Source organism: Streptomyces sp. NPDC054794, assembly GCF_053611585.1.
Genome location: NZ_JBSHAQ010000005.1, coordinates 276795 through 294875, shown reverse-complemented (window position 1 = coordinate 294875; position 18081 = coordinate 276795). Strand labels below are relative to the sequence as shown.

The window sequence follows — 18081 nt, the reverse complement described above, 5'->3', positions numbered from 1 at the left end:
GCCGTGGGCGGCGGCCTCCCCTACGAGGAGGCCGCCGCCCTGGTCTGACGCGGACCGACGATCGGGGGGCCGGCGTCAGCTCTTGGTGCGGAACTTGTGGATCGCGACCGGCGCCATCACCGCGGTGAGACCCGCCGACCAGGCCAGGGTCACCCACAGGCCGTGGGTCACCGGTCCGCCGACCATCAGGCCGCGCGCGGTGTCCGCCAGCGCGGACAGCGGGTTGTAGTCGGTGAAGTTCTGCAGCCAGCCCGGCATCGACTTGGTCGGCGCGAAGATGGACGAGCCGAACTGCAGCGGCATCAGCACCAGGAAGCCCATGGCCTGCACGGACTGCGCGGTCTTCATCATCACGCCGAGGGTGAGGAACACCCACATCAGGGCCGAGCCGAACAGCACGGACAGGCCCACCGCGCCGAGCAGCCCGACCCAGTGGGTGATGTGGAAGCCCACGAGGACGCCGACGATCATGAGGACCACGGTCGCGAACAGCATGCGCATCAGCTCGACCGCGATCTTGGCGAACAGCACCGAGCCGCGCCCGATCGGCAGGGACCGGAAACGGTCCATGACACCGGAGTTGAAGTCCGTGTTGAAGCCGGTGCCCACGCCCTGGGCCATGTTCATGCCCATCATGGCCATCAGGCCGGGCACGACGTACTGGACGTACCGCTCCTGGCCGCCGCCCAGGGACTGGCCGATGGAGCCGCCGAAGACGTACACGAACAGCAGAGTGAAGATCACCGGGAACAGGACGGCGTCGAACATCGACTCCGGGTCCTGCCGGATCCACAGCAGGTTGCGGCGGATCAGCGCGCCGGTGTGGCGCAGGTGCGCGCGCAGCGAGATCGGTGTGTCCGCCTTCGCGGCGGCCGGGGAAAGGGTGTTCGAAGGGGCGGCGCGAAGCGCCTCGTTCAGGGTGGTGGTGGGCGACGGGTGGGCGCTCATACGGCGACCTCCTCGCGGGTCTCGGCGGGCGTGGTGTCCTGCGGGGCACCGGCACGGTGGCCGGTGAGGGACAGGAACACCTCGTCCAGGCTGGGCAGTTCGGTGGTGATGGAGGAGATGGTGATGCCGCGCGCGGTGACCGCGCCGACCACGGCCGTCAGCTGCTCGTCGCTGAGGATCGGCACCAGCAGGCTGCCGCTCTCGCTGTCCACGGTCGTGGCGGCGAGGCCGGTGATGCCCAGTTCGTCGAGCATCCCGGCGAGCGGGCGCAGCTCCAGCGGGTCCGCGGGCCGGACGCGCAGGGTGCGGCCGCCGACCCGGGCCTTCAGCTCCTCGATGCCGCCGTTCGCGATGACCTTGCCGCGGTCCACGACGGTCAGCTCGGAGGCGAGCTGCTCGGCCTCCTCCATGTACTGGGTGGTCAGCAGGACAGTGACCCCGTCCCCGACCATGGCCTTGACCTCGTCCCACACCTCGTTGCGGGTACGGGGGTCCAGTCCCGTCGTCGGCTCGTCGAGGTAGAGCACGGCCGGCCGGCCGATCATCGAGGCGGCCAGGTCCAGGCGCCGCCGCATTCCGCCGGAGTACGTCCCCGCGGGCCGCTTGGCGGCCTCCGTCAGCGAGAACCGCTCCAGCAGCTCGTCGGCGCGGGTACGGGCCTCGTTGCGGGGCAGGTCGAGCAGCCGCCCGATCAGGTACAGGTTCTCCCAGCCCGGGAGCTTCTCGTCCACCGAGGCGTACTGGCCGGTGAGCCCGATCACCCGGCGCAGCTGCCGGGGCTGGCGCACGACGTCGTATCCGGCGACGGTCGCCTGTCCCGCGTCGGGGGCCAGCAGGGTGGAGAGAATGCGTACGAGGGTGGTCTTGCCGGCTCCGTTCGGCCCGAGCACACCCATCACGGTGCCCTCGCGCACATCCAGGTCGACCCCGTCCAGTGCCTTGGTCTCGCCGTAGTGCTTGACCAGCCCCCGTACGGTCACGGCGTGGCCTGCGCCGAGGGGGTTCTTGTCGATTCGCGTCATGCCCATGAAGATGTCAGGCCCGACCGACAAAGCACCGACAGAGCGCCGACAGGGACATGTCGCCGACCGACAGGCCGCCGACACGGCGACAGCCCGCCGACGGGGGAAGATCGGCGGGCTGTCTCTGTGCCGCTGTGGCTTGGTGGACTGTCGGTGGATCAGTGCACGGAGTGCTCCTCCAGCGGGAAGGTCCCGCCGACGACGTCCTCGGCGAACTCCTTCACCGCGTTGCCCATGACCTCGCGCAGGTTCGCGTACTTCTTGACGAACTTCGGCACCCGGCCCGAGGTCAGGCCGAGCATGTCGGTCCACACCAGCACCTGCGCGTCCGTCTGGGGACCGGCGCCGATGCCGACGGTCGGGATGTGCAGCACCCGGGTCACCTCGGCCGCGAGCTCGGCCGGGACCAGCTCCAGCACCACCGCGAACGCGCCCGCGTCCTGCACGGACTTCGCGTCGCGCAGCAGCTGGGCCGCCGCCTCCTCGCCGCGCCCCTGGACCCGGTAGCCCATGGCGTTGACGGACTGCGGGGTCAGGCCGATGTGGGCCATCACCGGGATGCCGGACTCCACCAGCAGCCGGATCTGCTCGTGCGAGCGCTCGCCGCCCTCCAGCTTCACGGCGCCGACCCCGGCGTCCTTCACCAGGCGGGTGGCCGAGCGCAGTGCCTGCACCGGCCCCTCCTGGTAGGAGCCGAAGGGCAGGTCGCCGACGATCAGGGAGCGCTGCGTGCCGCGGACGACCGCCGCGGACAGCAGGGTCATCTCGTCGAGGGTGACGGGCACGGTCGACTCGTACCCGAGGTGGCAGTTGCCCGCCGAGTCGCCGACCAGGATCACCGGGATCCCGGCCTCGTCGAACACCGACGCGGTCATCGCGTCGTAGGCGGTGAGCATGGGCCACTTCTCGCCGCGTTCCTTGGCGAGAGCGATGTCGCGAACAGTGATACGGCGTGTGCCCTTGCCCCCGTACAGCGCCTTGCTGCCGTCGGACGGCCTTGTCTGGGCAGCCGAAATCTGCGTCATTGCAACGGCTCCTTCAAGTCATCTCGAGGCGCCCTTACGGCGTCCCCGGATTCCCTCCATGGTGGCACCTCGTGCCAGGGAGGGCCAGGGGACCCCCGTGTGATCCCATCCCCGTTCGCTCGGGTGCCGCTCGCCCTGCGCTCGGCCCCGGCCCGGCCGTGCAACGACTCGGCAAAGGAATTCAGATACGAGACGGTACCGTATTGGAATTCCCCTAGGCTCGTCGGCATGACAACACCTGCCGTCCGTGCCTCCCACGGCTCCCGGATACCCGAGGCGGTGCACCGGCGCCGCTGGGCGATCCTCGGCGTCCTGATGCTGAGTCTGCTGATCGTGGTGCTCGACAACTCGATCCTGAACGTCGCCATCAAGACCATCTCCACCCCTGCCCCGACCGGCCTGGGCGCCACCCAGAGCCAGATCGAGTGGGCCATCAACGCCTACACCCTCGTCTTCGCGGGCCTGCTGTTCACCGCCGGCCTCATCGGCGACCGCCTGGGCCGCAAGAAGGTCCTGCTCGGCGGCCTCGTCGTGTTCGGTATCGGCTCGGCCCTCGCCGCCGAGTCCGGCACGCCGGGCGAGCTCATCACCTTCCGCGCGCTCATGGCCCTCGGCGCCGCCTTCGTGATGCCCGCCACCCTCGCCGTCCTGATGAACGTCTTCGAGCGCGAGGAGCAGCCCAAGGCCATCGGCATCTGGGCCGGCGGCGTCGGGCTCGCCATCGCCATCGGCCCCATCACCGGTGGCGCCCTCCTCGACCACTTCTGGTGGGGCTCCGTCTTCCTCATCAACGTACCGATCGTGATCATCGCGCTCGCCCTGATGGTCTGGCTGGTGCCCGACTCGCGCGACCCGAAGCCCGGCCGGCTCGACCCGATCGGCGTCGTGCTGTCCGTCGTCGGCCTCGTGCTGCTGGTCTACGGCATCATCAAGGGCGGCGAGCTCGCCGATTTCACGGACCCGACCGTGCTCGCGACCATCGTGGCCGGCCTCGTCGTCCTCGCCGCCTTCGTCGTCTTCGAGAAGCGCAGCGACCATCCCTCGCTCGACGTCACGTACTTCAAGAACAAGGTGTTCTCCGCCGCCATGGCCGCCATCGCGCTGGTGTTCTTCGCGCTGATGGGCGTGACCTTCTTCTCGGTCTTCTACACCCAGAGCGTGCGCGGCTACTCGCCCCTCCAGTCCGGTCTGCTGATGCTGCCGCTGGCCGCCGCGCAGATGATCTTCGCGCCGCGTGCCCGGCTGCTCGTCGACCGGTTCGGCAACAAGGCCACCACCACCGCCGGTCTGCTCCTCATCGCCGCGACGCTGGCCGCGTTCGCCGGCTTCGAGGCGGACACGCCGATCTGGGTGCTGGAGGTCGTGTTCTTCCTCATGGGCACCGGCATGGCCCACATCATGACGCCGACCTCCGTCGTCATCATGCAGGCCCTGCCCCGCGAGAAGGCCGGTTCGGCCTCCGCGCTCAGCAACACCTTCCGCCAGGTCGGCGGTGCCCTCGGCATCGCCGTGCTCGGCTCGGTCCTGTCCACCTCGTACCGCACCGGCATCGAGGGCAACCTCGGGCAGCTGCCGGCCGGCCTCCGGGACACGGCGGGCGAGTCCATCGAGGCGACCCTCGGCATCGCCGAGAAGCTCGGCCCGCGCGGTGACGCCCTGGTCGGCTCGGCCAACGACGCGTTCCTGCACGCCATGCACATCACGGCGCTGTGCGGGACGGGCGTCGCCCTCATCGGCGCACTGGTGGTCGCCCTGTTCCTGCCGGGCAGGCCGCCGACGCCGCAGGAGGACAAGCGCGAACAGGAGTTGGTGGTGGCGGCGGAGTAACAGCCGACCGGGCTCGCGGGTCGGTCGGAGAGGCAGCACGGGGGAAGGAGGCGGCTGCGGGAGGATTTCCGCAGTGCAGCGAAAGGAAGAGTCACGTGAGTCTTGCCGACAGCCGGACGCGGCCGGACGGTCCCACCCGGGGCCGCCCGCGCAGCGAGGCCGTGGAACACGCCATTCTGGAGGGCGTGATGAAGCTCCTGGAGGACGGCGTCCCTCTCGCCGAACTCTCCATCGAGCGCGTCGCCCGCACCGCAGGCGTCGGCAAGGCCACCATCTACCGCCGCTGGAGCGGGAAGGAGGAGCTCTTCGTCGACGTCATGCGCGCCGCCGAGCCCCCCGACCCCGTGCTCCCCGGCACCTCGATGCGCGACGACCTGGTCGTCCTGCTCGAATCGCTGCGCCAACGCGGCCTGGTCAGCCGCTCGTCGGTGATCCTGCACAACGCCCACACCCAGATGAAGAGCAGCCCCAAGATCTGGGCCGCCTACCACGCGAACGTGATAGTGCCCCGGCGCGAGAAGGGCCTCGACGTCCTGCGCCGCGGGCAGCTCAACGGCGAACTCCGCGCGGACGTCGACCTCGAACTGGCCAACGACATGTTCGTCGGTGCCATGCTCGTCCGCACCGTCATGCGCCCCGACGCCGACCTCCCCGAGGGGCTGTCGGAGGAGATCGTCGACACGGTGCTCGACGGCCTACGACCTGTCAGCTCATCCGGCGTATAGCCCGAATGTGCAGGTTTCGTCACAGTCCACCCGCGTTCCCCGGGTAACCGGAACTCCTGGCGCCGACTTGTTCGTCCTCGTCTTCCGTACGGCCGTCATGGGACGGCAGGAACGAGGCCGATCATCCCCTAGGGTCGTAACCCGGGGGGAAGACGGTGGGCACGGCGGGCAGTGAGGCAGACGGTATGGCGCAGCAGGCATACATGGCGGAGACGGACAACGGCGGCTCGGGGCCCGAGCACCAAGGATCCCGGCTTCGGCACCTGCTGCACCGCCTGCGCGTCCGCTTGTTCGACGGCTGGCGCGGTGATCCACGCATCTGGCGGCGCGGCATCGTCCTCGCCGCCGTCGCGTTGTTCCTCGCCCTGGTGATGCTGGTGCACTCTCGCATCCCCAACACCGTGGGCAACCTCGGCAGTCTCACCGAGACGTTCCTGCCCTGGGTGGGCGGCCTGCTCATCCCGGTCCTGGTGGTCGCCGGCTTCCTGCGCAAGTCGGCGACCGCGCTGATCGCGGTGCTGCTGCCGTCGATCGTGTGGCTGAACCTCTTCGGCGGCCTGCTCACCGACAAGGCGGGCGCCGACGGCGACCTCATGGTGGCCACCCACAACGTCAACGCGGACAACCCCAACCCGTCCCGCACGGCCCGCGACGTGGCCGCCTCCGGCGCCGACATCCTCGCCCTGGAGGAACTGAAGGCGTCCGCCGTCCCGGTGTACGAGCGGGCGCTCGCGTCGACGTACAAGTACCACGAGGTCGTCGGCACCGTCGGGCTGTGGAGCAAGTACCCGATGACCGGCGTCGAGGCGGTGGACATCAAGCTGGGCTGGAAGCGGGCCATGCGCGCCACGGTGGCCACGCCGAAGGGCTCGGTCGCGGTGTACGTCGCCCATCTCCCGTCGGTGCGCGTGAAGATGGAGGCCGGTTTCACCGCCCGGCAGCGGGACAAGAGCGCGAACGCGCTGGGCGAGGCGATCTCCGACGAGCCGCTGCCGCGCGTCGTCCTGCTCGGCGACCTCAACGGCACGATGAACGACCGCGCGCTCAACGCCGTCACCTCCCAGCTGCGTTCCACGCAGGGCGCGGCGGGCAGCGGCTTCGGCTTCAGCTGGCCGGCGTCGTTCCCGATGGCGCGGATCGACCAGATCATGGTCAAGGGCGTCGAGCCGGAGAGCTCGTGGGACCTGCCGCGCACCGGCAGCGACCACTTGCCGGTGGCCGCCCGTGTGAAGCTGGACACAGCCTCTTAACCTGCTGGAATACTGGGCCCGCCCGCGTTTGTTCCGTACGTGAACATATTATGGAAGCAGTCGTACGGAACTCCGCTCTGAAAGGCCCTTCATGCCCCTGGCCCTGCTCGCCCTCGCCGTGGGTGCCTTCGGCATCGGTACGACCGAGTTCGTCATGATGGGCCTGCTGCCCGACGTCGCGGACGACCTGCACATCTCGATCCCCACCGCCGGGCATCTGGTCTCGGCGTACGCGCTGGGCGTCGTCATCGGCGCCCCGCTGCTGGCGGCGGTGACGGCGCGGATGTCCCGCCGCACCGTCCTCATGGCCCTGATGGCCCTGTTCGTCGCGGGCAACGCGCTCTCGGCGTTCGCTCCCGGCTACGACTCCCTGCTCGCCGCCCGCTTCCTCAGCGGCCTGCCGCACGGCGCGTTCTTCGGCGTCGGAGCCGTGGTCGCGACCACGATGGTCCCGCCGACGCGCAAGGCCCGCTCCGTCTCGCTGATGTTCCTCGGCCTGACCGTCGCCAACGTCGCGGGCGTGCCCGTGGCGACGCTGATGGGCCAGCACCTGGGCTGGCGGGCGACGTTCCTCGGCGTCAGCGCGATCGGCGTGGCGGCGATAGCGTCGCTGGCCCTGCTGATCCCGCACGACCACGCTCCCGCCCCGGCGGCGGGCCTGCGCGGCGAACTCGCCGCGCTGCGGTCGGTGCCGGTGTGGCTGGCGCTCGGCACCACGGTGGCGGGCTTCGGCGCGCTCTTCGCGGCCTACAGCTACATCACGCCGATGCTCACGGACTCCGCCGGGTACGCCGAGTCCAGCGTCACGCTGGTGCTGGCGCTGTTCGGCGTGGGTGCGACGGCGGGCAACCTGCTCGGCGGCCGCCTCTCCGACCACTCCCTGCGGGCCACGCTGTTCGGCGGACTGGTGTCGCTGACCGCGATTCTCTCCCTCTTCCCGCTCCTCATGCGTACGCCGGTCATGGCGGCCGTGGCCGTGATCCTGCTCGGCACGGCCGCGTTCGTCACGGGGTCCCCGCTCCAGCTGATGGTCATGGAGAAGGCGTCGACGGCCCCCTCGCTGGCCTCCTCCGCCAACCAGGCGGCGTTCAACCTCGCGAACGCCGGCGGCGCCTGGATCGGAGGCCTGGCCCTGGCGGCCGGCTTCGGTACGACGTCCCCGGCACTCGCGGGCGCGGGGCTGGCGGTACTGGGCCTTGCCGTGGCAGGTACGGCGTACCTGGTGGACCGGCACCGGGCGACTTTGCCGGTCGGCGTCGCCGAGCGGGTGGTCGCCTCGCACGTACCGGAACAGCCGGGCGCGCTGCACCGCTGACGAGGCGAGGGGGTTGGCGCGGGCCCATGTTGATGGGTTGCCGTTGGGGCCACTCGCTTCTCGGCCAGTGTCGTGCTTCCACGAGGCGAGTAAAGGGCGCTCCGCTGTCGCTCCGCGTCGCCTGACGGCGATGGCCCTCCGGGCCACCCTTGACACGCCTCGCTCCAGCACGGGGAAGAAGCGAGCGAGCGGCCCGGAAAGACGGGTGGCCAGACGGGGTTCACGGGCCACCGACGGCTGCGTCCGCGTCCGGCGTCGACGGGCGCGCACGCGCCTCGCCAGCACGCCGGGTCGGCTTAGCGGCGAGCGGCGAGCGGTGGGTGGGGGCCCCACGAGGGCGTCACATCTGCCTCTCAAGTCACATGAAGGCGATGATTGGCAGGTTTGGGACACGTCCGAGCCAAGCCCGGCCCTCCCACCTGGCGGTTTACCCCGGCCCCTTGACCCGAATCGACCAATTACCTCCGGAGGGCGGGACGGGACCACCAACCGGCACCAACGGGGCGCCGGCTCCCAACCGCCCGTGCGCCCCCGCCCCACCCACCGGCCGTCAGCCGCTTGGCCGACCCGGCGTGCTGGCGAGGCGCGGCCGCGCCCCCTCCGCCGACGGCACGATCGCAGCGGACCTGAAGGGTCAACCCCGTCTGGCCACCCGTCTTTCCGGGCCGCTCGCTCGCTTCTCAATCGGGCTGGAGCGACCCGAGTCAAGGGTGGCCCGCAGGGCCATCGCCGCAGGCGACGCGGAGCGCCCTTTACTCGGGGCGCGGAAGCACGACACTGGCCAAGAAGCGAGTGGCCCCAACGGCAACCCATCAGCTCAGTTCGCACCAGACCGTCTTGCGGTCCGGGGCCTGGTCCACGCCCCACCGGTCGGTCAGGGCGTCGAGAAGAGCCATACCCCTCCCCGACTCCGACGTTGCCGAGGCGGACAGCAGGACGGGCAGGGTGCGTGTATCGGGGTCCGTCACCTCGATGCGGGTGTGCCCGTGCCCCGGCTTGCCGATGACCCGGACGGTCACGGGTGTGCCCTCGCCCACGTGGTTGATGACGTTCGTCGGCAGCTCCGTCGCGCACAGGCGGACGTCGAAGTCGAGGTCGCGGAGATGGTGACGGAGTTCCGGTACGGCCTTCGGTGTGGCGAGCAGACGGAGTTCGCGTGGCGTTGCGTACGTGACGTCGCAATCGGTGGGGGAGGGGTCGGACATGGGTGGCGTCGTTCTCTTCCTGTGCGTTGTGTGACGAACGCCTCACAGACTGTCGCCGGGGTCGCTACCGTGAAAGAGGTTTCGCGTTCGCGACCGGGACAGCGGAAGGTGAACCATGGCACGGCGCAAGGACATTGACGGCTCGATGAGCGTCCCGACCTTCTACGGCAAGGAGTTGCGGTGGAAGCGGGAGGCGGCGGGGATGTCGTTGGAGGCGTTCCTCGAAGGCAGCTTCTACGGCAAGACGTACCTCAGCGACATCGAGCACGGGGAGCGGAGGATGCCGCTCGATCTGGCCCGGCATGCGGACCGGGTGCTCAACACCGACGGGTTCTTCGAGCGGCACTGTGAGGATGTGCGCAAGGCGCGGAGGGGGCCGCATGCTGCGTACTTCGAGAAGGTCCTGGAGGCGGAGAAGTACGCGGAGTCCATTGAGGAGTGGTGCCCCATCACCTTCCCCGGGCTGCTCCAGACCGCCCCGTACGCTCGGACGTTGGTCCGGTCGGCGCACCCGGTGGCCTCCGACGGGTGGGTCGAGGAGAAGGTGGCGGCCCGACTCACCCGCGCCCGCCTCTTCGAGGAGGATCACTCCACCCCGGAGTACTGGGCTGTCCTGCACGAGTCGCTGATCGCGGATCCGATCCTTCCCCCGCTGGAGATGGCCGAACAGCTGGACCAGGTCGTGGAGTTGGCCGAGCGGCGCCGGATCACTCCGCAGATCGTTCCGCGGACGTGCGGCGCGTATCCCTTGATGGCCGCCTCCATCATGGTGATGACCTTCCCGGACGCGCCGCCGCTGATCTACACCGAGGCGTCCTACAGCGGTGACACCATCGACGATCCGGCCCTCGTGAAGCAGTACCGCAAGGCATACGATCGGCTCAGGGCCGTCGCGCTGTCACCAGACACGTCCCTCGACATGATCAAGGCAGCGGCAGAGGATTACCTAAATGGCAAGCAACCGGATCGACTTGAGTGACGCGCTCTGGCTGAAGAGCAGTTACAGCAATGGGGACGGCGGCAACTGCGTCGAAGTCACCCGCGACTTCCCCGGCCTGGTCCCCGTCCGCGACTCCAAGACCCCCCAAGCCCCCGCCCTGATCCTCACCCCCACCGCCTGGGCCCCCTTCATCACCTCACTCAAGAGCTGAACCAGGGGCCCAGGGGCCGGCGGGCCCCTCACCCCTCCGAATCGTCGAACCGCGCCAGCTCCCGCAACCACGCCCGCGCGGAGCTGTCCGACGGCGCACGCCAGTCACCCCGCGGTGAGAGCGAACCCCCCGCCGAGACCTTCGGTCCGTTCGGCATGGCCGAGCGCTTGAACTGTGCGAACCCGAAGAAGCGGCGGCAGAAGACCTCCAGCCAGCGTCGGATCTCCGGCAGGTCGTACGCCGCCCGCTTGGCCTCGGGGAACCCCGGCGGCCAGGCGCCGGCCTCCGGGTCGTGCCAGGCGTGCCACGCCAGGAAGGCGATCTTCGACGGCCGGAAGCCGTACCGCAGTACGTGGAAGAGCGTGAAGTCGTGCAGTGCGTACGGCCCGATCTTCGACTCCGTCGACTGCATCTCCTCACCCGGCACCAGTTCCGGACTGATCTCCGTGTCGAGGATCGCGGCGAGCGTCTTGCCGGTCTCCTCGTCGAACTGGCCGCTGCTGATGACCCAGCGGATCAGATGCTGGATCAGCGTCTTCGGCACGCCCGAGTTGACGTTGTAGTGGCTCATCTGGTCGCCCACGCCGTACGTGGACCAGCCGAGCGCCAGCTCCGACAGGTCACCGGTGCCGAGGACGATGCCGCCGCGCTGGTTGGCCAGCCGGAAGAGGTAGTCCGTGCGCAGGCCCGCCTGCACGTTCTCGAAGGTGACGTCGTACACCGGCTCGCCGGAGGCGAACGGGTGGCCCATCTCCTGCAGCATCAGCCGTGCCGTCGGCGTGATGTCCAGCTCGGCCGCGGTGACGCCGAGCGAGTTCATCAGCTTGTGGGCGTTGTCCTTGGTGTGGTCGCTGGTGGCGAAGCCGGGCAGGGTCCAGGCCAGGATGTCGCTGCGCGGGCGGCCCGCGCGGTCCATCGCGCGGGCGGCGACGATCAGCGCGTGCGTGGAGTCCAGGCCGCCGGACACCCCGATGACCACCTTCGGGCCGCCGATCGCCGCGAGGCGCTGCTGGAGGCCTTCGACCTGGATGTTGTACGCCTCGTAGCAGTCCAGGGCGAGGCGGTCGGCGTCGGCCGGCACGAACGGGAAGCGCTCCAGGCGACGGCGCAACCCCAGGTCGGTGAGCGGCGGGTCGAGTTCGAAGGCGACCGTGCGGAAGTCGCTCGTCCGCGCCCTGTGCGTGCGGCGGTTGTCGTCGAACGTGCCCGTCCGCTGCCGTTCCTGCCGCAGCAGGTCGAGGTCCACGTCGGCCACCGCGTACTCGTCGCCGAGGGGGAACCGCTCGGTCTCGGCCAGCAGCGCGCCGTTCTCGTAGACCATGGCCTGGCCGTCCCAGGACAGGTCGGTGGTCGACTCGCCGAGGCCGGCCGCCGCGTAGACGTACGCGGCGAGGCAGCGGGAGGACGCCGAGCGGCACAGCAGCTTGCGGTCCTCGGCCCGTCCGACCGTGATCGGGCTGCCCGAGAGATTGACGAGGACGGTCGCACCGGCGAGGGCCGCCTCCGCGCTGGGCGGCACCGGCACCCACATGTCCTCGCAGATCTCGGCGTGGAGCACGAGACCGGGATCGTCCTCGGCCGCGAACAGCAGATCCACGCCGAACGGCACGCTCTCGCCGCCGAACCGGATCGATCCGCCGCGTTCGTCGGCGCCGTCGCCGATCTGTCGGCGCTCGTAGAACTCCCGGTAGTTCGGCGGGTACGACTTGGGGACCACACCGAGGATCCGGCCGCGGTGCACGATCACCGCGCAGTTGTAGATCCGGTTGCGGTGGCGCAGCGGGGCGCCGACGACCAGTACCGGCAGCAGGTCCGCCGACCCGGCCACCACCTCGCCGAGGGCCTCCTCGACCTGGTCGAGCAGCGCGTCCTGCAGCAGCAGGTCCTCGATGGAGTAGCCGCACAGCCCCAGCTCGGGGAAGACGGCGACGGCGACGCCCTCCTCGGCGCACCGGCGTGCGTGGCGCAGGACCGCTTCGGCGTTGGCGTGCGGGTCCGCGATGACGGTGTGACCCGTACACGCGGCGACGCGGGCGAAGCCATGCTGGTAGATCGACCAGAAGTTCAACGGAGGCACGCGCCCAGTGTAATCGTCAGAGCGACGCGATAGGGGGCGTGGGGTGTCGAGCACCCCACGCCCCCTGGCGCCTACCGCGTCAGCGGATCAGTGGCGACTGTACGACGAGACGTAGCCGTTCGCGGGCGTGCCCACGCCGGTCACGTTGTCGTAGCCCTTCACCGCGGACAGCGAGCTGTCCTTGCCGAGGCTGCGGACCGAGGTCGCGAGGCCGCCGGTGGCGTCGAAGCCGTTCACGAAGTCGATACGGGCCACCGCCAGGCCGGAGCCGGTGGGGTTGTCCGTGACGTCGTGGTAGGCCTTCGTGCCGAACTTGGCGTAGATCGCCGGGTTGGCGAAGCCGAGCGCCTTGCCGCCACGCGCCTCCTGGGCCAGGGCCTGGACCGCCGCGATCACCGGCGCGGCCAGCGAGGTGCCGCCGATGCGGTACTCGCTGTACTGCTCCGTGCCGTCCGGGAAGGTCTGGGTCTGGCCGACCAGGAAGCCGGTGTTCGGGTCGGCGATGGCCGCGATGTCCGGGACGACGCGGTTGCCGGCGGCGTTGTTGGCCGTGGCCAGCGCCTTCGGGACGACGTTCTTCTGGTAGTACGGCTGCGGCACGGTCTTGCTGGTGCCACCGCCCGCACCCGAGGTGAACGCGCCGGGGAAGCCGGTCCAGCTCTTGCCGTCCGCGGACAGCGTGGCCTTCTCGGTGCCCCAGCCGGTCTCCCACTGGTACTTGTCGTCCTTGCCGACGGCCAGCGAGGTACCGCCGACCGCGGTCACCCACGCCGAGTTGGCCGGGGTGTCGACCTGCTTCGTCCCGGTGTTGGCGACCTCGTCGCCGTTGTCACCGGAGGAGAAGTAGAAGCCGATGCCCTCGACCGCGCCCAGCTGGAAGACCTGGTCGTAGGCGGCCGCGAGGTCCGGCGTCTGGTTGGCCTCGATGTCGCCCCAGGAGTTGGAGACGATGTCGGCCAGGTGGTTGTCGACGATCTTGCTGAGCGAGTCGAGCAGGTCGTCGTCGTAGCAGGAGGCGGCGCCCACGTACGTGATGTCCGCGGCCGGCGCGACCGCGTGCACGGCCTCGACGTCGAGGGTCTCCTCGCCGTACCAGCCGGCCGCCCCGCACTCCTTGGTCTTCGTGTAGTTCTTGGGCAGGACCTGGTGCAGCTGGCCCGTGGTGTAGGCCGAGTCACCGTGCTTCTTCGCGTAGCTGGCCGCGTCGAAGGCGATGGTCGGAGAGGCGTACGCGTCCGTGATGGCGACGCGGACGCCCTTGCCCGTGTTGGTGCCGGCGCCGTAGGCGGAGCGCAGCTGCTTGCCGGTGTAGCCCTTGATGGCGTACGGGATCTTCGAGCCGTACGCGTCCGGCAGCGTGGTCGCGATCTTCGAGCCGAAGTACGAGGAGAACGGCCCGGAGTTCTTGAACACCGCGTCCGGCGGGGGCAGCTGCTCGTCGTGGCTCGACTTGTGCGGCGCGTTGTCCAGGCCGGTGACGGTCAGGACGGCGCCCTTCAGACCCGCCGGCACCGAGGCGGTGTGCTGCGGCGCGCGGTACGTCTTGGAGCCCTTGACGAAGTTGTGCAGCTGGGTGCCGAACGCCTTCTCGGCGGCGGACACGTCACCGGTGACGGCGATGTAGTGCTGCGTGACCTTCGTGACCTTCAGCCCGGCCGAGTTCAGCCAGGTCTTGACTGCGGCCACCTGCGCCTTGGTCGCGCCGTAGCGCGCCTGCACCTGCTTGGCGTTCAGGTACTTGCCGTACAGCGGCGAGGACGGGTCGGAGACCGCCTTCGCGTAGGCGGCGAGGCCGGAGGCGTTGCGGCCGGCCAGGTACACCCGGGCGGAGAGCTGGGCGTCGTTCGAGGTGGCGCCCTTGTCCGCCGTGGCCGTGGCCCAGGTGGGCCTGGTGCCGGTGAGCGCGTTCCGGCCCGGGTCCGCGGCGTGCGCCGCGGGTATGCCGAGCGCCAGCGCACCGGCGATCATGGGCAGTGTCGCTGCCATGCTCACCACGGCGCGCGTCTTGGCGCGGTTGGATCTCATAGAACCCCCTGCGATGCGGTTCGCATGCATGTAGTGGTTGGTCATCTGCGATCCGCTCGGGGCCCGCGGCGGCGTCGGCCCGCGAATGGATCACACGATGGGGGCCACTCTTTCGATGAACCGTTCATGCCAGGGGAAGGCAAAAGTCAAGAGAATCTCAAGGAACAGTCATCCGGGGTGAATTGCGGCTTTCGTCCGGGTGGACGTGTCACGAACGGGGCGCGGCGCCGCGCTCCTTGAGCATCCCGGCCATCAACTCGATCTCCGACCGCTGCGCGTCGACCATGCCCTGCGCGAGCCGCTTCTCCACGTCGACCTGGCACTTGGCGACACAGCCCTCGGCCATGTGGATGCCGCCCTTGTGGTGGTCCGTCATGAGCTGGAGGTACAGGACCTCCGCCTGCTTGCCGCTGAGCGTGTTCAGCTTCTTCAGCTCGGTGTTCGTCGCCATGCCGGGCATCAGCGCGCCGTCCTTGCCGGAGGCCATGTCACCCATGCCCATCCAGGTCATCGGCGGCTCGGACGACACCTTGGGCAGCCCCCACAGATCCAGCCAGCCCAGCAGCATGCCGCGCTGGTTGGCCTGCGTCTGGGCTATGTCGTAGGCGAGCCGGCGCACTTCCTCGTTCTTCGTGCGGTCGCGCACGATGTACGACATCTCGACGGCCTGTTGGTGGTGGACGGCCATGTCCCGGGCGAACCCGGCGTCCGCCGACAGTGCGCCCGGCGTCGTCGCGGTGGAGTCGTCGCCCTCGGCGACGGCATAGGTGATCGCGCCGGCCGCGACGAGCACCGCCGCCGCGGCCCCCGCGATCAGTGCCACATGCCTCACTGCGAGAGCCCGTTGGTGCAGGCCGCGCCCGGCTCGGGCGTCTGCTTGCCCTGCACGAACTCCGCGAAGAACGTGTCCACGTTCGGGTCCTTCGCCCCCGTCACCGTGCGCTGGTGCGCCCAGGCGCTGAGCACGATCGGGTCCTTCTGGTCGTCGTCCGGGCTCATCAGCGTGTACGGCGTCTTCTTCACCTTCGCCGCGAGCGCCTCGACGTCCTGCTTGGAGGCCTTGCTGTTGTACGTCACCCAGACCGCGCCGTGCTCCATCGAGTGCACGGCATTCTCGTTCTTGACCGGCTTGGTGTAGACGTCACCGTTGCAGTTCTGCCAGACCGGGTTGTGGTTGCCGCCGACCGGGGGCTCCATCGGGTACCGCACGGTCGAGGTGACGTGCGTGCGGCCCAGCGTGCCCTTCCAGGTCTGCACGCCGTCCTTGCCCATGACGAAGTGGCCGGAGTTCTTCGCGTCGCTCGCCGTGTCGGCCTTGTCGGCGCCCTTGTCCTTCTGTGAGTTCACGAGCACGACACCGCCGACGACGAGACCGGCGACGACCACCACGCTCGCGGCGATGGCGAGGAACCGGTTGCGGCGCTCGCGCACCTGCTCGGCGCGCCGCATCTCCTCTATGCGCGCCCTGCGCGCGGCGTTGCTGTTCTTGGCGGAACCCATGGCTGATGTCCTTCTGGGGGAAAGGGCCGGGACGGACGTGACGGTTGGGCCCGCTGATCGTAATCCTGAAGCGGTGCCCTTCCGTAGGGAGGGCGCGCCAAAGTTAATTTGAACCCTGAATGCGCATTATCTACGCTGCGGGGTATGCGGCTGTTGCGTTCCACCGATCTCGCCCTGCGGGTCCTCATGCGGCTCGCCGTCGCCGGCCCGTCCCATCCCACGACCCGGCAGGTCGCGGCGGACATGGAGGTGCCGTACACGCATGCCGCCAAGGTCGTCGCCGAGCTCCAGCACCTCGGCCTCGTCGACGCCCGGCGCGGCCGGGGCGGCGGGCTCGCGCTGAGCGAGAAGGGGCGCACGGCGTCCGTCGGGGCCGTGGTGCGCTCCTTCGAGGGCGAGGGGGACGTCGTCGACTGCGAGGGCGCCACGCCCTGCCCGCTGAACTCCGGCTGCCGCCTGCGCGGCGCCCTGCGCCGGGCCCAGGAGGCGTTCTTCGCGGCCCTGGACCCGGTGACGGTGGACGAGATCGTCGCCGACCCGACCGGCCCTCTGCTGCTGGGGATCTCCGGCCGACGCCCCTAGGTCCTGTCGTCAAACTCGCGTCGTCCGCCCGGAGGGCGGGCCTGGCGTCGCGGGGCAGGCGGGAGTTTGACGACAGGGCCTAGCAGCACAGCGAAAGTCCCGCCGGCCCCGCCCAGCGGGCGGACGACGGGACTTTCGGGAGAGGGGTTCTCAGCCGGCCAGCCACAGGTCGGGGCCGAACACCTCGTAGTGGATGTCGGCCGGGGCCGCGCCCTTGGCGATCAGCTGGGCCCGGGCGGCGCGCATGAAGGGCAGCGGACCGCACAGGTACGCGCGCGTGCCGGACGGGACCGGGACGTCGCCCAGGTCGAGGAGCCCCGTGCGCGTGCCGGGCTCGGCGTCCCGCTCGTAGAAGAGATGCACGGCGGCGTCCGGGAGCTTGGCGGCGTACGCCTCGTGGTCCGTGCGCAGCGCGTGGTCGGCCGGGGTGCGGTCGGCGTGCACCACGGTGACCGGGGCGCGGTGACCGCTCTCGGCGAGGTGCGCCAGCATCGCGACCATCGGGGTCACGCCGATACCGGCGGAGGCGAGCAGCAGGGGGGTGTCGGTGACCTCGTCCAGGACGAGATCGCCGTACGGCGCGGACAGCTCCAGCACGCTGCCTTCCGCCACGCGCGCGTGGAGGTGGTTCGAGACCTCGCCCTCCGGCGTCGTGGCGTCCTCGGGCACCCGCTTGACGCTGATCTGCCGCACGTCCGTGCCGGGCGCCCCGGAGAGGCTGTACTGGCGTATCTGCCGGGCGCCGTCGGGCAGCGTCACGCCCACCGAGACGTACTGGCCCGCCCGGAAGTCCCGCACCGGCCCGCCGTCGAGCGGCCGGAGCCGGAATGTGACCACGTCGGTGGTCTCCGTGATCCGCTCGGTGACCTCCCACTGAAGCCACCCGGCCTCGTCCGCGCTCTCCTCGTACAGCCGCTTCTCGATGGCGATCAGGGCGTTGGCCATCAGCCAGTAGACCTCGTCCCAGGCGGCCGCGACCTCCGGCGTGACGGCCTCGCCGAGGACCTCGGAGATGGCGGCGAAGAGGTGCTCGTGGACGATCGCGTACTGCTCCGGCGCGATGCCGAGCGAGGCGTGCTTGTGCGCGATGCGGCCCAGCATCGCGTCCGGCCGCCGCTCCGGCTGGTCGACGAGGTGCGTCGCGAACGCGGCGATCGAACCCGCCAGGGCCTGCCGCTGGGTACCGGCGGCCTGGTTGCCACGGTTGAACAGGTCACGCAGCAGCTCGGGGTGGGCGGAGAAGAGACCGGAGTAGAAGCGCGCGGTGATCTCGCCGATGGCGGCCCCCACGGCGGGGAGCGTGGCACGGACGGTGGTGGCGGACTGATCGGACAGCATCGGGTCTCCTCGGGAACTCCATGGATCGACTGCACCGGCACCGTAATAAAACTTGCATCTGAGATGCAAATTAAGCACGAGGCCGGTGATC

General features: G+C 70.0%; 16 protein-coding genes. 7 read left to right on the top strand and 9 right to left on the bottom strand.

Annotated features, from left to right (window positions below; translation table 11 throughout):
* Nucleotides 1-75: 75 nt before the first annotated feature.
* The 3 genes from ACWGKT_RS07720 to panB all read right to left on the bottom strand — a co-directional run bounded on the left by ACWGKT_RS07720 (nt 76) and on the right by panB (nt 2995).
* Nucleotides 76-948, bottom strand: a complete 873-nt coding sequence (locus tag ACWGKT_RS07720; RefSeq protein ID WP_235457533.1) for an ABC transporter permease — start codon at nt 946-948, stop codon at nt 76-78.
* Complete coding sequence (locus ACWGKT_RS07715; protein WP_453272887.1) at nt 945-1970, bottom strand: ATP-binding cassette domain-containing protein; 1026 nt, start codon at nt 1968-1970, stop codon at nt 945-947. Before ACWGKT_RS07715 ends, ACWGKT_RS07720 begins: the two co-directional genes overlap by 4 nt.
* 158 nt (nt 1971-2128) lie before the next feature.
* Nucleotides 2129-2995 carry a 3-methyl-2-oxobutanoate hydroxymethyltransferase gene (gene panB / locus ACWGKT_RS07710; protein WP_453272886.1) on the bottom strand — a complete coding sequence of 289 codons (867 nt, stop codon included), beginning with the start codon at nt 2993-2995 and terminating at the stop codon, nt 2129-2131.
* A 228-nt stretch (nt 2996-3223) separates the two neighbouring features.
* Here panB and ACWGKT_RS07705 point away from each other — a divergent pair, with 228 nt between their 5' ends.
* From ACWGKT_RS07705 to ACWGKT_RS07690, 4 genes are all read left to right on the top strand, one after another.
* Nucleotides 3224-4822 (top strand): MFS transporter, encoded by a 1599-nt coding sequence (locus tag ACWGKT_RS07705; RefSeq protein WP_356141718.1) that lies wholly within the window; start codon nt 3224-3226, stop codon nt 4820-4822.
* A gap of 95 nt (nt 4823-4917) precedes the next feature.
* Nucleotides 4918-5547: a TetR/AcrR family transcriptional regulator gene (locus tag ACWGKT_RS07700; protein ID WP_453272885.1), complete on the top strand. Its 630-nt coding sequence runs from the start codon at nt 4918-4920 to the stop codon at nt 5545-5547.
* A 185-nt stretch (nt 5548-5732) separates the two neighbouring features.
* Nucleotides 5733-6797 (top strand): endonuclease/exonuclease/phosphatase family protein, encoded by a 1065-nt coding sequence (locus ACWGKT_RS07695; RefSeq protein WP_453272884.1) that lies wholly within the window; start codon nt 5733-5735, stop codon nt 6795-6797.
* Nucleotides 6798-6888: 91 nt separating this feature from the next.
* Nucleotides 6889-8112, top strand: a complete 1224-nt coding sequence (locus ACWGKT_RS07690) for an MFS transporter (RefSeq protein ID WP_453272883.1) — start codon at nt 6889-6891, stop codon at nt 8110-8112.
* Nucleotides 8113-8924: 812 nt separating this feature from the next.
* Here the strand turns inward: ACWGKT_RS07690 and ACWGKT_RS07685 are convergent.
* The gene (locus ACWGKT_RS07685; RefSeq protein WP_453272882.1) at nt 8925-9317 is read right to left on the bottom strand and encodes an ATP-binding protein; all 393 of its coding nucleotides are present in this window, start codon (nt 9315-9317) and stop codon (nt 8925-8927) included.
* Between the two features lie 115 nt (nt 9318-9432).
* Between ACWGKT_RS07685 and ACWGKT_RS07680 the strand changes: the two genes are divergently transcribed.
* Together ACWGKT_RS07680 and ACWGKT_RS07675 are read left to right on the top strand one after the other, a co-directional pair.
* Nucleotides 9433-10296 (top strand): helix-turn-helix domain-containing protein, encoded by an 864-nt coding sequence (locus ACWGKT_RS07680; protein ID WP_453272881.1) that lies wholly within the window; start codon nt 9433-9435, stop codon nt 10294-10296.
* Nucleotides 10268-10468 carry a DUF397 domain-containing protein gene (locus tag ACWGKT_RS07675; protein ID WP_356141730.1) on the top strand — a complete coding sequence of 67 codons (201 nt, stop codon included), beginning with the start codon at nt 10268-10270 and terminating at the stop codon, nt 10466-10468. The genes ACWGKT_RS07680 and ACWGKT_RS07675 overlap by 29 nt, the downstream gene beginning before the upstream one ends.
* A 28-nt stretch (nt 10469-10496) precedes the next feature.
* On the opposite strand, the gene ACWGKT_RS07670 is transcribed toward ACWGKT_RS07675, so the two are convergent.
* The 4 genes from ACWGKT_RS07670 to ACWGKT_RS07655 form a co-directional block, all read right to left on the bottom strand.
* Nucleotides 10497-12545: an NAD(+) synthase gene (locus ACWGKT_RS07670; RefSeq protein ID WP_453272880.1), complete on the bottom strand. Its 2049-nt coding sequence runs from the start codon at nt 12543-12545 to the stop codon at nt 10497-10499.
* An 87-nt stretch (nt 12546-12632) separates the two neighbouring features.
* Nucleotides 12633-14570 carry a S53 family peptidase gene (locus tag ACWGKT_RS07665; RefSeq protein ID WP_453272879.1) on the bottom strand — a complete coding sequence of 646 codons (1938 nt, stop codon included), beginning with the start codon at nt 14568-14570 and terminating at the stop codon, nt 12633-12635.
* Nucleotides 14571-14778: 208 nt separating this feature from the next.
* The gene (locus ACWGKT_RS07660) at nt 14779-15402 is read right to left on the bottom strand and encodes a DUF305 domain-containing protein (RefSeq protein ID WP_453272878.1); all 624 of its coding nucleotides are present in this window, start codon (nt 15400-15402) and stop codon (nt 14779-14781) included.
* Nucleotides 15399-16070, bottom strand: coding sequence for a DUF3105 domain-containing protein (locus ACWGKT_RS07655; protein WP_453272877.1), 672 nt, complete (start codon nt 16068-16070; stop codon nt 15399-15401). Before ACWGKT_RS07655 ends, ACWGKT_RS07660 begins: the two co-directional genes overlap by 4 nt.
* Nucleotides 16071-16214: 144 nt before the next feature.
* On the opposite strand from ACWGKT_RS07655, the gene ACWGKT_RS07650 reads away from it, so the two are divergent.
* Entirely contained in the window at nt 16215-16652 is a 438-nt protein-coding gene (locus ACWGKT_RS07650; protein ID WP_235460677.1) for an RrF2 family transcriptional regulator, read from the top strand.
* A 150-nt stretch (nt 16653-16802) separates the two neighbouring features.
* On the opposite strand, the gene ACWGKT_RS07645 is transcribed toward ACWGKT_RS07650, so the two are convergent.
* The gene (locus ACWGKT_RS07645) at nt 16803-17990 is read right to left on the bottom strand and encodes a globin domain-containing protein (protein WP_453272876.1); all 1188 of its coding nucleotides are present in this window, start codon (nt 17988-17990) and stop codon (nt 16803-16805) included.
* Between the last annotated feature and the right edge of the window lie 91 nt (nt 17991-18081).

What these genes read in the sequence shown, in the direction of transcription:
- ACWGKT_RS07720 (WP_235457533.1), bottom strand. Translation starts at nt 948, where the DNA reads ATGAGCGCCCACCCGTCGCCCACCACCACCCTGAACGAGGCGCTTCGC.
- ACWGKT_RS07715 (WP_453272887.1), bottom strand. Translation starts at nt 1,970, where the DNA reads ATGACGCGAATCGACAAGAACCCCCTCGGCGCAGGCCACGCCGTGACC.
- panB (WP_453272886.1), bottom strand. Translation starts at nt 2,995, where the DNA reads ATGACGCAGATTTCGGCTGCCCAGACAAGGCCGTCCGACGGCAGCAAG.
- ACWGKT_RS07705 (WP_356141718.1), top strand. Translation starts at nt 3,224, where the DNA reads ATGACAACACCTGCCGTCCGTGCCTCCCACGGCTCCCGGATACCCGAG.
- ACWGKT_RS07695 (WP_453272884.1), top strand. Translation starts at nt 5,733, where the DNA reads ATGGCGCAGCAGGCATACATGGCGGAGACGGACAACGGCGGCTCGGGG.
- ACWGKT_RS07690 (WP_453272883.1), top strand. Translation starts at nt 6,889, where the DNA reads ATGCCCCTGGCCCTGCTCGCCCTCGCCGTGGGTGCCTTCGGCATCGGT.
- ACWGKT_RS07685 (WP_453272882.1), bottom strand. Translation starts at nt 9,317, where the DNA reads ATGTCCGACCCCTCCCCCACCGATTGCGACGTCACGTACGCAACGCCA.
- ACWGKT_RS07680 (WP_453272881.1), top strand. Translation starts at nt 9,433, where the DNA reads ATGGCACGGCGCAAGGACATTGACGGCTCGATGAGCGTCCCGACCTTC.
- ACWGKT_RS07675 (WP_356141730.1), top strand. Translation starts at nt 10,268, where the DNA reads ATGGCAAGCAACCGGATCGACTTGAGTGACGCGCTCTGGCTGAAGAGC.
- ACWGKT_RS07665 (WP_453272879.1), bottom strand. Translation starts at nt 14,570, where the DNA reads ATGAGATCCAACCGCGCCAAGACGCGCGCCGTGGTGAGCATGGCAGCG.
- ACWGKT_RS07655 (WP_453272877.1), bottom strand. Translation starts at nt 16,070, where the DNA reads ATGGGTTCCGCCAAGAACAGCAACGCCGCGCGCAGGGCGCGCATAGAG.
- ACWGKT_RS07650 (WP_235460677.1), top strand. Translation starts at nt 16,215, where the DNA reads ATGCGGCTGTTGCGTTCCACCGATCTCGCCCTGCGGGTCCTCATGCGG.
- ACWGKT_RS07645 (WP_453272876.1), bottom strand. Translation starts at nt 17,990, where the DNA reads ATGCTGTCCGATCAGTCCGCCACCACCGTCCGTGCCACGCTCCCCGCC.